This is a genomic window from Methylococcus sp. ANG (genome assembly GCF_040730495.1).
GTDB lineage: Bacteria > Pseudomonadota > Gammaproteobacteria > Methylococcales > Methylococcaceae > Methylococcus.
In genome coordinates this window covers 861,426-876,649 of sequence record NZ_CP160399.1, presented here as the reverse complement: position 1 = coordinate 876,649, position 15,224 = coordinate 861,426, and the positions used below count along the sequence as shown (strand labels likewise).

The 15,224-nt window shown below is 61.2% G+C and carries 9 protein-coding genes and 1 CRISPR repeat array; of the genes, 4 read left to right on the top strand and 5 right to left on the bottom strand.

Going from position 1 to position 15,224, the window contains the following annotated elements:
* Positions 1–25: 25 nt before the first annotated feature.
* From glgX to ABZN20_RS04070, 3 genes are all read right to left on the bottom strand, one after another.
* Positions 26–2,107, bottom strand: a complete 2,082-nt coding sequence (glgX, locus tag ABZN20_RS04080) for a glycogen debranching protein GlgX (protein ID WP_367026833.1) — start codon at positions 2,105–2,107, stop codon at positions 26–28.
* A 37-nt stretch (positions 2,108–2,144) separates the two neighbouring features.
* Complete coding sequence (locus ABZN20_RS04075) at positions 2,145–4,577, bottom strand: glycogen/starch/alpha-glucan phosphorylase (RefSeq protein WP_367026832.1); 2,433 nt, start codon at positions 4,575–4,577, stop codon at positions 2,145–2,147.
* A 539-nt stretch (positions 4,578–5,116) separates the two neighbouring features.
* Positions 5,117–5,260: a hypothetical protein gene (locus ABZN20_RS04070; protein WP_367026831.1), complete on the bottom strand. Its 144-nt coding sequence runs from the start codon at positions 5,258–5,260 to the stop codon at positions 5,117–5,119.
* Positions 5,261–5,399: 139 nt separating this feature from the next.
* Between ABZN20_RS04070 and ABZN20_RS04065 the strand changes: the two genes are divergently transcribed.
* Both ABZN20_RS04065 and ABZN20_RS04060 read left to right on the top strand, forming a co-directional pair.
* Positions 5,400–6,392 carry a DUF6929 family protein gene (locus ABZN20_RS04065; protein ID WP_367026830.1) on the top strand — a complete coding sequence of 331 codons (993 nt, stop codon included), beginning with the start codon at positions 5,400–5,402 and terminating at the stop codon, positions 6,390–6,392.
* Between the two features lie 93 nt (positions 6,393–6,485).
* The gene (locus tag ABZN20_RS04060) at positions 6,486–8,837 is read left to right on the top strand and encodes a fatty acid cis/trans isomerase (protein ID WP_367026829.1); all 2,352 of its coding nucleotides are present in this window, start codon (positions 6,486–6,488) and stop codon (positions 8,835–8,837) included.
* A 1-nt stretch (position 8,838) separates the two neighbouring features.
* On the opposite strand, the gene ABZN20_RS04055 is transcribed toward ABZN20_RS04060, so the two are convergent.
* Complete coding sequence (locus ABZN20_RS04055; RefSeq protein ID WP_367026828.1) at positions 8,839–9,174, bottom strand: hypothetical protein; 336 nt, start codon at positions 9,172–9,174, stop codon at positions 8,839–8,841.
* Between the two features lie 2 nt (positions 9,175–9,176).
* Entirely contained in the window at positions 9,177–10,595 is a 1,419-nt protein-coding gene (locus ABZN20_RS04050; RefSeq protein ID WP_367026827.1) for a sensor domain-containing diguanylate cyclase, read from the bottom strand.
* 340 nt (positions 10,596–10,935) lie between these two features.
* Between ABZN20_RS04050 and ABZN20_RS04045 the strand changes: the two genes are divergently transcribed.
* Together ABZN20_RS04045 and ABZN20_RS04040 are read left to right on the top strand one after the other, a co-directional pair.
* The gene (locus tag ABZN20_RS04045) at positions 10,936–12,186 is read left to right on the top strand and encodes a hypothetical protein (RefSeq protein ID WP_367026163.1); all 1,251 of its coding nucleotides are present in this window, start codon (positions 10,936–10,938) and stop codon (positions 12,184–12,186) included.
* A gap of 590 nt (positions 12,187–12,776) precedes the next feature.
* Positions 12,777–13,970 (top strand): ISAzo13 family transposase, encoded by a 1,194-nt coding sequence (locus ABZN20_RS04040; protein ID WP_367025483.1) that lies wholly within the window; start codon positions 12,777–12,779, stop codon positions 13,968–13,970.
* Between the two features lie 66 nt (positions 13,971–14,036).
* Positions 14,037–15,189: direct repeats of the CRISPR family, unit length 36 nt; unit sequence GTCTTAATCCCTTCTTCATCAGGTCTCGATTACAAC.
* Positions 15,190–15,224: the final 35 nt, after the last annotated feature.

The following is a 15,224-nucleotide window of genomic DNA, read 5'->3' as shown; positions in this document are numbered from 1 at the left end:
CTGATTGGCGTCGATGAGAGGATGCTTAAGTGGCCTCTTGAAGCGCCAGCGCGAGCAGGACCACCGAGCGTGGCTTCACTACATACGTGGCCTGCCCTACCAACGGCGCCTTTTCCCAAGAGTTGATATCGTCGGGTGAAGCAAGGGCGGTGTCGATACAGCGCCGCCAGGTTTGCCGGCTTTCTGCAGGCACGGGGGGTAATTCGAACGCCAAGGGTTCCCAATAGGCGTTGAGCATCCCGTGGAAGAGAAAACGGGCATGCACGCTGCGCAACGTGAAAGCGAGGGTGTGCGAGTCCTCGCTCCAGTCCGGGCGGTCGAGCGCCACGCCATGCCAGTGGATCTGCGCCCGGCGCAAGAGTTCATTGAGACTGAACCGGTCTTGTTCCGCGACCACATCGCGGCGATGCCGAAAGGCATTGAGCTGCCGGACGAACCGGTGGATGTCGGCATGTCGTTCCAATAGGCTCCAGTCGAACCAGCTGATCTCGTTGTCCTGGCAATAGGCATTGTTATTGCCTCGCTGGGATCGGCGCACCTCGTCACCCATGAGCAGCATCGGAGTGCCGGCTGCCAGCAACTCCAGGGCATGAAAATTCTTCACCTGGCGGTTGCGCAGCGCTTCGATCGCTGCGTCGTCGCTCGGCCCCTCCGCGCCACAGTTCCAACTCAGGTTGTCGTTCGCGCCGTCGCGATTGTCCTCGCCGTTGGCCTCGTTGTGCTTTTCGTTATAGGAAACCAGGTCGTTGAGAGTGAAGCCGTCATGACAGGTGACGAAATTCACGCTTTGTTCGGCTTCTCGTTCCTCGTGGCCGTAGATGTCCGGACTGCCCAGCAAGCGCGAGGCCAGGGGGGATACCGTACCCTTGTCGCCCTTCAGGAACCGCCGCACGTCGTCGCGGAAACGGCCGTTCCATTCCTGCCAGGTATCGCCGACGAAGCTTCCCACCTGATAGAGTCCGGCGGCATCCCAGGCTTCCGCGATCAATTTGGTGCCCGCCAACAGGGGATCTGACTCGATGTCCCAGAGTACCGGCGGGTTTGGCAGCGGATGACCCGCCTCGTCGCGCGACAGGATCGCCGCGAGATCGAAACGGAAGCCATCGACGTGCATCTGCGTGACCCAGTAGCGCAGGCTGTCCTGGATCAGCCGGCGTACAATCGGCTGGTTGGCGTTCAGCGTGTTGCCGCAGCCGGTGTAGTCGGCGTACCGCGATTTATCCTTTTCGAGAATGTAATAGAAGTCATTGGCCAGGCCGCGATAGCACAAGGTCGGCCCGTCCTGGCCGCCTTCCGTCGTATGATTGAAGACCACATCGAGGATGACTTCGATGCCGGCGCGATGAAGTGCCTTGACCATGTCGCGAAACTCATCGAGCACATCGAGGGGTCCCTTCCGCGAACCGTAGGCATGATGCGGCGCAAAAAAGGAGACCGGCTGGTAGCCCCAGTAGTTCACGCGGCCTTGCGGAGCGTCCTGCGGGTCGAACTGAAACACCGGCAACAGCTCGACGGCGGTGATCCCCAGATCCTTCAGATAGGGAATCTTTTCGATCAACCCGGAGTAGGTCCCTCGCTTTTCGGAGGCGATGCCCGAACTGGGATCGCGAGTGAAACCGCGGACGTGCAGTTCGTAGATCACCGTCTCCGCGAAGGGCCGCCTCAGCGGCACGTCGCCTTGCCAGTCATAGCGGCCGGGGTCGGCCACGACGCTTTTCATCGCCACCGCCGCATTGCCGCCGGGCCGGCTCGCGGCTTTTCGGTTGTAGGCGTCGGGGACCGCTACGGCGAGACCATAAGGATCGAGGAGAACCTTCTCGCCATCGAATCGCAAGCCCTGTTCCGGCGCAAAGGACCCATGGGCCCGGTACGCGTAGACCTGCCCCGGCTCGAGGTCCGGGACAAAGGCATGCCAGTAGTGATAGGTACGGTGCCGGCGAGGATCGAGCGCGATGATCCTTACCGGCTTCGCGGCATTCTCATCGTCGAACAGTAATAGCTCGACGAGGGTGGCGTTCTTTGAAAACACGCTGAAATTGACGCCGCCGTCACGAACGGTGGCGCCAAGAGGCGCGCTCGACCCCTTTTGGACAACACCGGTGTTCATCTCCGCCTCACCTCAAGAGTAAAAACGGCCGCGGCGCTTACAACTTCACCGTCACCGGTTGCACGTTCCAGACCTCCTCGCAGTATTCGGCGATGGCGCGATCGGAGGAGAATTTGCCGCTGCGTGCGGTGTTGAGGATCGAGCCGCGCGTCCAGCGTTCCGCGTCCTGCCATGCCTCGCTGACCTGCTCCTGGCAGGCGACATAGGCGGCGTAGTCGGCCAATACCAGAAAAGGATCGGACTCGATCAGGTTCTCGACCAGCGGGCGAAGCACTTCGCTGTCGCCTCGCGTGAAGTGACCGCCGCCGATGAGTTCCAGGACCGCGCGCAGTTCGGCGTTGCCGGCGACATGGTCGCCCGGCCGGTAGCCTTCGCGTTTGACCTGCTCCACTTCCTTTGCCGTTAGGCCGAACAGGAAGAAGTTGTCCGCGCCGGCCTCTTCGCGCATTTCGACGTTGGCCCCGTCCAGCGTGCCGATGGTGAGCGCGCCGTTGAGCATGAACTTCATGTTGCCGGTACCGGAAGCTTCCTTGCCGGCGGTGGAGATTTGCTCGGACAGATCGGCAGCCGGGTAGATGAGGTGCGCGTTCTGCACGTTGAAATTGGGCACGAAGGCGACTCTCATGCGCGTGTTCACCTCCGGGTCGGCATTGATCGTCTCGGCGACTGCATTGATCAACTTGATGATGCGTTTGGCCAGAAAATAACCCGGCGCGGCCTTGCCGCCGAAGATGAAGGCGCGCGGCGGCACGTCCAGACTCGGATTCTCCTTGAGCCGGCGGTAGAGGGTGACGATGTGCAGCACATTCAGATGCTGGCGTTTGTACTCGTGGATGCGCTTGACCTGGACGTCGAACAACCAGTCGGGATCCAGCTCGATGCCGGTGTTTGCGCGGACATAGGCGGCGAGACGCTGCTTGTTGGCGTGCTTCACGGCGCGCCAGTCGCGCAGGAATGCCGCGTCGTCGACATGGGCCTCGAGCTTGCGCAGTTCGGCCGGCTCCACCGGCCACCGGTCGCCGATGGTGCGGTCGAGCAACGCCCGCAAGCCCGGATTGGCGAGCGCCAGGAAACGCCGCGGCGTGACCCCATTGGTCTTGTTGCTGAAGCGCTCCGGCCAAAGCTCATAAAAATCCTTGAGCACGCTGGCCTTGAGCAGGTCGGAATGCAGCGCGGCCACACCGTTCACGGCGTGACTGCCGACGGTGGCGAGGTGGGCCATGCGCACGCGCTTGTCGCCTTCCTCGCCAATCAGGGACATACGCGCCACACGCGCCTCATCGCCGGGGAATTTGGCGCGCACTTCATCCAGGAAACGTTGATTGATCTCGTAGATGATCTCCAGATGTCGCGGTAACAGTTCGGCGAACATGGGCAAAGGCCAGGTTTCCAACGCCTCGGGCAGCAGCGTGTGGTTGGTGTAGCCGAAGGTTTCCACGGTGATGGCCCAGGCCGCGTCCCAATCCAGACCCCTCTCGTCCACCAGGAGACGCACGAGTTCGGCGACGCCGATGGAAGGATGCGTGTCGTTGAGCTGCACGGCGAAGCGCTGCGCGAACCGCTCCACCGGTTCACCGGCCAACTCGAGCAGGTGCAGCATGTCCTGCAGGGAACAGGAGACGAAGAAATACTGCTGGGCCAGGCGCAGCCGCTTGCCGATTTCGGGTTCATCGTTGGGATAGAGCACCTTGGTGACTGTCTCCGACACCAGCTTGTCTGTCACCGCCTGATAGTAATCGCCAGTATTGAAGGCCTGGAAATCGAACGATTCGACGGCTTCGGCGCTCCAAAGCCGCAAGGTGTTGCAGGTGTTGACGCGGTAGCCCTGGATCGGGGTGTCGTAGGCCGTGCCCTTCACCACCCGCTGAGGGACCCAGCGCACGCGATCACAACCCGCTTCATCCTGGTAACGTTCGGTGTGGCCGCCCCAGTTGACGTAATAGGCGACCTCGGGCTTGGCGATCTCCCAGGGATTGCCATAGCGCAGCCACTTGTCGGTGATCTCCATCTGCCAACCGTCGTGGATCTCCTGGTCGAAGATCCCGAATTCGTAGCGGATGCCATAGCCGATCGCCGGTCGCTGCAGGGTGGCCAGCGAATCGAGGTAACAGGCGGCGAGCCTTCCCAGGCCGCCGTTGCCCAACCCCGGCTCCTCCTCGCAGGCGAGGATGACATCGAGGTCCTGGCCGAGTTCCGCCAATGCGCCGCGCGCCGCCAGCTCGATGTCAAGATTCACCAGATTGTTGCCCAGATGCGGACCCATGAGAAACTCCGCCGAGAGATAGCAGGCGACTTTTCGGCTCAGGTCGAAATAGGTCTGTGTGGTGTTGATCCAGCGGTGCTGCATGCGGTCGCGCACCGCCAGGGAGAGTGCCCGGTAGTAATCGTGCGGGCTCGCCACCGCCGCCAGGCGCCCGATGGAATAGCGCAGATGATCCGTAATCGCCTGCCGCAGGTCCGCAGCCTGCATACCAGTGCGCACATCTGTTTCAGGCGGGGTGCTGGTTGCTGCGGACGTATTCATGCGTGTTGTTTGCGTTCTTGTATTCATGACTTTTCAATCCTCGTCTGTGAAACTCTTTGCTTATGCGGCCGGCGCTGCGAATCGCTCTTGGGTTTTCCTTTCGCCTTTCCTGCTGTGCATTCAGTTGCGCAGACGCACGAGCCGATTCGAGAACGCACGGGCCTGCGCGTAAGGCGCAAAAAATCAGTGTCGGCCCCCACTACGATCGTCGCCCCCCGATGCGAAACGCCGTAGAGCAGCCACTGAAAGATGGAATCCAGAAAGATGCCCGTGAGCGGAAGATTCACGACCGGCCGCGGTGACAGGCATCGCGCAGAGAAGCGGGCAACGAAAACGCGAGCACCCCGAGGGTAGGGTATGACAGAATGGCGGTGAGATGCCTTGCCTCAGGGTCGATTTCCTTTTTACCCTGGAATTGTTACGAAATCCTTACCCGGCACCACGGACGGTGCCTCCCCAAGGCCGCACCTTCAGGATTCTTGTCCTTATTGTTGACGGCGCTTCTCGATGGCCTCTGCCGCCGCACCGACGGCGGCTCCGGACAAAGCCCCATCCTGACCGGTCCCGTGCTTTTTGGTGACTCCATGCACGCCGGCTACCGTGGCGCCGAACGAAATTTTCTTGAACATGAGCGAGTCTCCTTGGACAAGATCGACAACAATACGTCATCTGAACAGCGGAAAATGGTACGTTTTGGCACGGCAGGAAAGCCATGCACTGCCGGCACAAGCCCGTGACGCGAAGCTTCCTATTGAACAGGAGTGAGACGTGATCTCACGCATTTCCTCGTTGCGCGATTCCTCCTTGACGGCAACCGTATTGACTCGGGTTCCCCTCCTTTACACCAATGGGCCCGATGCTTCACTGGATCGTCCCGATCACGTCCGGGCGGGATCGAGCCTGACTTGGTTCGAAAACCGGCTCGCCGTCGTTCAGGATGACGCCAATTTCATCGCGCTGATCGATCCCGAGCACGGCCGCGTCGATGCTTTGCCGTTGCCGGCGGGGGAAGGTGGCCTTCGACAGTTCGACGATGTGCGAGGCAACAAAGGCTTGAAGCTCGATCTGGAAGCGTGCCTGACGGTTCCCGGCCCAGATGGCGACCTGTTGCTGGTTTTCGGCTCGGGATCGAAAACCCGGCGTGAGTCGATAGTGACGGTGTCCGCCTCCGGCGCCATCGAGATCACCCCCGCGACCGGGCTGTACCGCCGCTTTCGAGCGACCAAGACATTTAGCGGCAGCGAACTGAATCTTGAGGGCGTCGTGTTCACCGACGGCTGGGTGCGTTTCTTCAACCGCGGAAATGGAGAAGCGCGTGACGGTTTCTTACCCCTGGATGCCGCCTGCGATATTGCATGGTCGGAACTCGAAGCCTATTTACGAGCACCCGAGTTTCACCGTGTCCCCGAATTACATCGAGTCGTGCAGTACGAACTGGGAACCCTCGACGGTGTAAGGCTGACATTTACTGACGCCACAGCTACGCATTGCGGCATGTTCTATGTCGCATCGGCGGAAAATTCGCCCGACGCCGTCACTGACGGCAGCGTGGCTGGGTCGGCTGTCGGCGTTCTCGAGGAAGGTGGGCGATGCCGCTGGACCGAGTTGCGCAATGCCGATGGCGGCATGTGCAGCGCCAAAGTCGAGGGGATTTGCGCCGCTCGAAGCACCAATGGGCGAATCTATCTGGTCACTGATGCGGACGATCCCGCTCTTCCGTCCGAACTGCTCGAAGTGACCTTGTCGGGTCCTTGGCGTTAACGCCGACCGAGCCCGGCCGTGTTAGCACGGATGTACCGTTGACGCCCCCGCTATAGGGGCAAAATGCCGTGCCTTGCTTCCGGAGATTTCTGAATGCGTAACTTTGTCGCGCTTTTCCTCGTCGCCCTCATTGCCGGCTGCGCCGCCTATGGCCGGTATCAATTGGATCAGCGCTACGGCGCGCCGGATCCCGGCCGTTTCGACCAATCCCGGAGCACGGCGGCACTGCCCATCGAGTACCGGCGCGACGTCAAACCCATCCTCGACAGCCGCTGCGTGGTTTGCCACGCCTGCTACGATGCGCCCTGCCAGTTGCAGTTGGGAAGCTACGAGGGGGTGACGCGCGGCGCCAACGGCGAATGGGTCTACGATGCCGCCCGCCTGCTGGCGGCCGAACCGACCCGCTTGTTCCAGGATGCCGCCAGCAACGCCGAATGGCGAACCAAGGGATTCCACCCCGTGCTCAACGAGCGCAGCCCCGCCGCCGAGCCCAATCGGGAAGCGGGCGTCTTGGCGCGCCTGCTGGCGCTCAAGCGCCGGTTCGAGTTCCCCCAATACGGCTTGCTGCCACAGGATCGCTACGATTTCTCCCTGGACCGCAGCCAGCAGTGCCCGGCCATCGAGGAGATCGGCCGCTTCGAATCGGAGCACCCCGAATGGGGCATGCCTTACGGCCTTCCGCCGCTCTCCGAGCGGGAAAACCGCACGGTCACGGCGTGGCTGGAGGCTGGCGGCCCCGCCGCCCCGGAGCCTTCCCTCACCGAGGCGCAGCGCGACCAGATCGCCCGCTGGGAAGCATTCCTCAACGGTGCCGATGCCAAGACGCGGCTGATGAGCCGCTACCTGTACGAACACTGGTTCCTGGCCCATCTCTATTTCGACGAGCTTCCGCCTGGCGATTACTTCGAACTCGTCCGGTCCCGCACGCCGCCGGGCCGGCCCATCGACCTCGTCGCGACCCGCCGCCCCTACGACGATCCGGGCGTGGCGCGGGTCTACTACCGCCTGCGGCCGCATCGCCCGGCCCTGGTCTCCAAGACCCACATGCCCTACGCCCTGAACGCGGCACGCATGGCGCGCATCAAGGCGTGGTTCCTGGATGAGCCCTATGCCGTCAAGGCGTTGCCGTCCTACGATCCGAAGGTCTCGGCGAATCCGTTCATCGCGTTCGAACAAATTCCGGTGCGTTCGCGTTACCGCCTGTTGCTCGACGAGGCGCAGTTCACCGTCATGAATTTCATCAAAGGGCCGGTGTGCCGGGGCCAGGTGGCGCTCAACGTGATCACCGATCACTTCTGGATCGGGTTCATGCACCCGGATATCCCCGTGTTCAACGAAACCTCGGGCTTCCTGGCCGACGTGCTGAAGGAGGTCAGTCTGCCGACGGAACAGCAGAGCAATGCGCTGCTCACCAAATGGCTGTCGTATTCGCGCGGACAGACCGACTACCTGCGGCGCAAATCGGAAATGGCGAATCGGCGGTTCACCGGCAGCAACAGCCCGAGTCTGTCCATGCTGTGGGACGGCGACGGGAACAACGCGAACGCCGCGCTCACCGTGTTCCGCCATTTCGACAGTGCCAGCGTGGTCAAGGGACTGCTCGGCGACCGGCCGCAGACCGCCCTCATCATGGGCTACACCTTGCTGGAGCGCATCCACTACCTTCTGGTGGCGGGCTTCGACGTCTACGGCAACACCGCGCACCAGTTGGAGGCCCGGCTCTACATGGACTTTCTGCGGATGGAGGGAGAGCTGAATTTCCTCGCCCTGCTGCCGGGGGGCGACCGCAACGCGGTGCGCGACCTCTGGTATCGCGGGGCGGGAGATGAAGTGAAGTCCTATCTCAACGGCAGCAAGGCCTATTTCACCCAGCGCACGGGCGTGGAATACCGGACCGGCGACCCCTTACCGGAACTGTTCGGACTCTGGAAAGCGCATCTCGCGCCGGTGCTGGATCATCGCCACGACCTCGCCGAAAGCGCGCGGGACGACCCTAACGCCGACCTCTTGAAAAAACTCGCCGGTTTGCGGGGCAGGGTGCTTTCCTTCCTGCCCGAATCGAGTTTCCTGACCGTCCAGGGTGTGGATGGCGTCGGCCGCCATTACACTCTGATCCGAAACAGCGCCCACAGCAACATTTCCGAACTGTTTTCCGAGGCAAACCGGCGTCTGCCCGACGAGGACACCCTGCTGGTCGCATCCGGCTTCATCGGCGCCTATCCCAATGCCTTCTACCGGCTCCGGAGCAACCGGCTGGCGGCGTTCGTCGATCTCGTCAGCCGTCTCCGGTCGGAGCAGGATTATGCGGCGCTCGCCGCCCGTTTCGCCGTCCGGCGCACGGATCCGCGTTTCTGGGCGCAAAGCGATGCCGTGCACGAAGCCTTCCGTCGGGCCGACCCGGTGGAAGCATCGCTGTTCGATTTCAATCGCCTCGAAAACCGGTAGTTCAGCGTTTGAACAGCAGATCGAAGGTTTCCTGCTGGCGGGTGTCCAGGCCTGCGGTCGTGATCTGCAAATTGAGGATGTTGCCGTTGATGAAGGCCACGCGGCAGGGAATTTTCAGCAAGGCTTTGGGCAGGCCGGGACCGCGGATGGTGAGGGTGAGTACGCCCCTGTCTCCCGGCTTGGGGCGGCGTGGACCCGGTGTCAGCAAGGCGGCGCTTTGCAGAGAGACGTCCACGGGCGACAGATCCCGTGTGTTGCCGCTGATCGTCGAACTGCCGGAAAACTCGATCCTGCAAGCCAGGCGGAGCTCCCGGCGGGCGGCATGGGCCTGCGCCATCGTTACGGCTCCCCGCCGGAACGGCTTTGCTTCTCCGCATACATGGCGGCATCGGCCCGGCGCAGCAATGCGTCCAGCCCGGTGTCGGATTCTTCGCGCACCGCCACGCCTATGCTGGCTCCGACGCCGGGTTCGGAAGCCGAAGCCGACCGCAGTATTCGGGCGATCCGGGCGGTAACCCGGCGGGCGTCGGCCTCGTCCGTATCCGGCAGGAGTGCGGCGAATTCGTCGCCGCCGATCCGGCCGACCAGGTCGCCCGCCCGCAGCCCGGCACGGCAGGCTTCGGCGACCCGGGTGATGGCGGCATCGCCCATGTGATGGCCGTAGCTGTCGTTGATGACTTTCAGATCGTCGACGTCGATGATCAGGGCCGCCAGGGGCCGGCCGGAATCGCGCGCCTCGGCGAGCGTCGCCTCGCCCCGTTCGAAAAAGTAGGCGCGGTTGCATACATCGGTGAGGCCATCGTGGGTGGCGCGGTAATGCAGCTCTTCGGTGCGCTCCGCCACGCGCCGTTCGAGGGTCTCGTTCATCCGCAGCAGTTTCTCTTCGGCGGCGCGGCGTTCGCTGACCAGGGCCCCCGTGGCCAGCGTGGAGGTCCCCAGGGCCACCACCAGCAAACCCACGTTCAGCAAGGGCTGAGTGCTTCCCAAGAGATGGAACGGCCCATGCCGCAGCAGGGTGCCGCCGATCGCGATCAGCGCCACGGCCGACAACAGGGCGGTGGCCGCATGCAGGGAACTGCGCACGGTCAGCCACAGAATCGGGGCGAACAGCAGGTAGGGAAGTCCCTCGAACGGGTGCGTGGGCGCACGGATTCCCAGAAATACGGCGGCGGCGAAGACCAGCGTCGAGGCCGCCACCGTGACAGCCTCCCCAGGTTTTCCCGGCAGCCGGCGCTGGCGACGCCTGCCGCACCACAGGATCAGCGTCGGTCCCAGAAGAAAAATGCCGCCCGCCTCGGAAAGCGTCCAGCGCCACCAGGCGCTGTCGACACCTCTCAGCGGAACGAGACCGGAGGCGACCGCGAGGGCGATCCCGGCGGAAGCGGCAAGGCAGGCTGGTACGAGCGCGCCGAAAACGACGAAACAGACCACGTGGCGCAGCCTGAAGAACGGCTGTTTGGACCGCGTCGTCCAGCGGACGAGGAGCGCGCCGAGAACCGGGGTGGCGACGTTGACCCGGGATATGGCCGCCGCCAGCGGAAACGGTTCGCCGAACAGTCGCCAATTGACGAAGAAAGCCCCGGCGAAGATGCCGGGCCACAGCCGGGCGCCGCCCAGTAGCGCCGCCGCCAGGGCGATGCCGGCCGGCGGCCAGAAAGGCGAAGGGAAAAAGCTGTATCCCGCGAGCAGCGTCGAGGTGCCGAGTCCTGCCGCGGCATAGGCAAGGGCGACGGTCAGACTTTGTAATTCGATACGCATCGTGACAGGCCGGGAAATGGTCGGCGAACGGCCGAAAGGGACTCACCCTCGCCCGAGGTCGATGTTCGTACAGAAGGGGGGGCGCGTCGAGACCGGTGGTGGCGGGAAGAAACTCATTCAAACAGACTTCGGAGCCGGGGGCCTGCCCTCAACCCGACGCTTCGACCTCAACTGCCCGTGGATACGACCGAACCGCCGGTTACGGCGCCCAGTCTAGTGCAATAGGCAGGCTGCTGCCAGCAGGAGCCTTGTCCAACGGAAGATGAGCCTGAAGGAGGGGCGTGATTCCACCGGAAGGTGAGCCTGAAGGGGTGGGTTTTGGGATCATCGGAGGATGATCGTGAAACTGCATACCCAACGCCTTCAAACCCTCGACGAGATCCGGGCCTTCCTGGAGGGCGCCTCACCGCTGGACTTCACCGTACCCTCCCGCCCGGAGGCCTATGGCTGGATCGAGTCCTCGCTCTGTCAGCTCGGCTACTTGCGCCTCGGCAAGGCCGACAAGGGGATCGTCCGGGATTACCTGATCAAGGTCAGCGGCTTCTCCCGCGCCCAGATCACCCGCCTGATCGCGCAGTACCGCCGAACGGGACGGGTACGCGACCACCGCGGTCGGCCGGCCAACGCCTTTCAGCGTCGCTATCTGCCCGCCGATGCCGTGCTCTTGGCCGAACTCGATGCCCTCCACGGCACCCTCTCCGGCCCCGCCACCCGCAAGCTCTGCGAGCGCGCCTTCCACGTCTTCTCGGATCAACGCTTCGTCCGCCTCGCCCGCATCTCCAACGGCGGCCTCTACAACCTCCGCCACTCCACGGCCTATCGACGGCAGCGCACTCACCACGACAAGACCCGACCCACGCCCGTGGCCATCGGCGAGCGCCGCAAACCCTTTCCGGACGGACGCCCCGGCTTCCTGCGCGTCGATTCCGTCCATCAGGGCGATCTCGATGGCATCAAGGGCCTCTACCACCTCAACGCCGTCGACGAGGCCACCCAGATGCAGTGCGTCGTCAGCGTCGAACGGATCAGCGAGCACTTCCTCATCCCGGCGCTCAACCCGCTCCTCGACAGCTTCCCCTTCGTCATCCGCGGCTTCCACTCCGACAACGGCTCGGAGTACATCAACCACCGGGTCGCCCAACTCCTGGAGAAACTGCGCATCGACTTCACCAAGTCCCGCGCCCGCCAGACCAACGACAACGCCCTCGTCGAAAGCAAGAACGGCTCCGTCGTGCGCAAGCACCTCGGCTATGCCCACATCCCCGGACGCTTCGCCGCGCGGGTCAACACCTTCTCCAGCGGCGTCCTTACCCCCTACCTCAACTTCCACCGCCCCTGCCTCTTCCCCGAGGCGGTCGTCGACGCCAAGGGCAAACGGCGCAAGCGCTATCCCTACGCCAATCTCATGACCCCCTACGAAAAACTCAAATCCCTGCCCGAGGCCGAGCAGTACCTCAAGCCCGGCATCTCCTTCAAACAACTGGATGAAATCGCCTACGCCATCAGCGACAATGAGGCCGCGCGACTCCTCAACCAGGCGCGCACCGAACTGTTCCAATACATCAACACTGCCCAACAACCCGCCGCCTGAACAGGTTCACTCAGAACCCTCCTTCAGGCTCATTTCTGGATTGGAAAGGACTGCAGGGGGAATGGCGATAACGTCTTAATTCCTTCTTCATCAGGTCCCAATTACAACACGCACAAGTCAGAGTCTGTCTTGAAAAAGAAACTGGAGCGTCGCCATTTTTTGCGAAACCCGACGGGACATCCCAGTCACCCTCGGGAGCAAATTGTGGCGACGTCTTTGCCTTCGGCGGCCCGCGCCGTCCTGCGTCCGCCTCGGCTTCGTCCGTCTCTTAAGCGACGCACTCCGCCAAGGCTCCCACAATGACTCGACGCCGTGTCGGTTCCCTTATGTTTTGTCTCCGCCCGCGATGAAGCCGCGGACTCCGACAAAACATCCGGGCCTACGGCTTCGCGGGGGGCGTCGCACTCGCTCGCTTCGCTCGACTTCCTTGTGCTCCTTCATGGAGGATCGTAGGGCGGATAAGCGGCAGCGCATCCGCCAAATTCAGCTTCGCTGCTCTCCGAGTCGGCGCGGAGGTGGATGCGCTACGCTTAGGCATTGGAACAAAATAACTCTTCCAAATACTGAGGGGTTTGTTTTAAAGTTGCGGTATGGAACATGCCGCAATCAAGAAGCGCTTTGAGAAACTCGATCGGTACCTGGACGAGCGTCTGCGGCGCTTGGTTGCCGGGGCGGAGGCGCTGGCGATTGGCCGAGGCGGAATCTCGGCCGTGTCACGGGAAACCGGTTTATGTCGAGAGGCGATTCGTCAAGGCTGCCAAGAGTTGGAACAACAGAATGCCTTGCCTCAGGGCCGTATTCGCCGGAAGGGGGCAGGCCGGAAACGGACGGTTGACCAGGACTCCACCCTGAAGGCCGATTTGGAGCGATTGATTGATCCGGTGACGCGCGGGGATCCGGAATCCCCGTTGCGTTGGACGTGTAAGAGCACGCGGCAATTGGCCGAAGCCCTCACTGAGATGGGGCACCGAACCAGCCATCGGATGGTGGGCGAACTGCTCCGCGCGCTGGGCTATAGCCTGCAAGGTAATCGAAAAACCTTGGAGGGCGGTTCGCATCCGGATCGCAATGCCCAGTTCGAGCATATCTACACCCAGGTGAAGCAGTTCCAAGGGCGGGGCGATCCGGTCATCTCGGTGGACACCAAGAAGAAGGAACTGGTCGGGAATTTCAAGCAACAGGGCCTGGAATGGCGCCCCGAAGGGCAGCCGGAAGCCGTTCGGGTGTATGATTTTCAAGACCCCGAACTGGGGAAGGTGGCACCGTATGGCATTTACGATCCGACGTTGAATATCGGCTGGGTCAATGTCGGGACGGATCACGACACCGCGCAATTCGCGGTGGAAAGTATTCGCCGCTGGTGGCACTCCATGGGCGCACCGTGTTATCCGAAGGCACGGCACTTGTTGATTACGGCCGATGGCGGTGGGAGCAATGGCTCGCGTGTGCGCTTATGGAAGCGGGAGCTTCAGGCATTAGCCACCGAGTTAGGACTGGCCATCACGGTGTGTCACTTCCCGCCGGGAACCAGCAAATGGAACCAGATTGAGCATCGCCTATTTTCCTTTATCACGATGAATTGGCGCGGTCGTCCGCTCATCAGTCACGAGGTCGTGGTGAATTTGATTGCCTCGACGACCAATCGCAAAGGCTTGCGGGTCTATTGCGAACTGGACGATAGCGAATATCCCAAAGGGATCAAGGTCACCGACGCGGAAATGGACGGCCTCAAAATACAGCGCCATGCCTTCCATGGCGAATGGAATTATACGATCCTGCCGTAGCATTCATATGGCAGATTTATTTTGTTCCAATGCCTTATCCACCCTACCTGAGCTGTTGCCTCTGTTGTCTTAATCCCTTCTTCATCAGGTCTCGATTACAACCTCTCTTGGAGGCAATGCTGGGAAATTGCAGTCGTCTTAATCCCTTCTTCATCAGGTCTCGATTACAACTTCGATCCAGCAAAAACTCCAATAGGGACTAAAGGTCTTAATCCCTTCTTCATCAGGTCTCGATTACAACAGATGATGGCGTGGAATACGTCGGTCTCCGCCTGGTCTTAATCCCTTCTTCATCAGGTCTCGATTACAACGGAGGTTGGCGATAGCTTCGTCATCCCGAAGAAGTCTTAATCCCTTCTTCATCAGGTCTCGATTACAACTCTAGGGCTATTCTAACTAGGGCTAACTTATCTGTCTTAATCCCTTCTTCATCAGGTCTCGATTACAACGTATCGCATCGATCAACACCAACGAACTGCGGGTGGTCTTAATCCCTTCTTCATCAGGTCTCGATTACAACTGTATTACCTAATGGCATACGGGTGAGGCATAAGGTCTTAATCCCTTCTTCATCAGGTCTCGATTACAACTGAATCTCAAGCCTCTCACCTGCCCGGCCACAACGTCTTAATCCCTTCTTCATCAGGTCTCGATTACAACGGCAAGACATTGTCAAAGCACCACTGAAAACGAAAGTCTTAATCCCTTCTTCATCAGGTCTCGATTACAACGTATCTACGTATGATGATGCCGAATGGCTTTGGTCTTAATCCCTTCTTCATCAGGTCTCGATTACAACTGGGGAAAGGCAACAAGGCAGTAATCAATGCGCTGTCTTAATCCCTTCTTCATCAGGTCTCGATTACAACGGTGAAAACCAAATGGACCTCGGAGAGATCCGGGTGTCTTAATCCCTTCTTCATCAGGTCTCGATTACAACATCAGCAGCGGTGGGTGTAGCCCATGAAGGGGAGGTCTTAATCCCTTCTTCATCAGGTCTCGATTACAACTCAGCGGCGCAGCAGCCTTCGGTGTTTACAGCTGTCTTAATCCCTTCTTCATCAGGTCTCGATTACAACTTAGCCCAGAATGGGAGGCAGTTGGGTCCGAGGAGTCTTAATCCCTTCTTCATCAGGTCTCGATTACAACGTTTGGCTTCCTTGAAGTGCATGGAAAAGACGGCGTCTTAATCCCTTCTTCATCAGGTGCGCATTCCGGCGAACGTGACCGTTGATTCCGGTGATCGTGACCGCC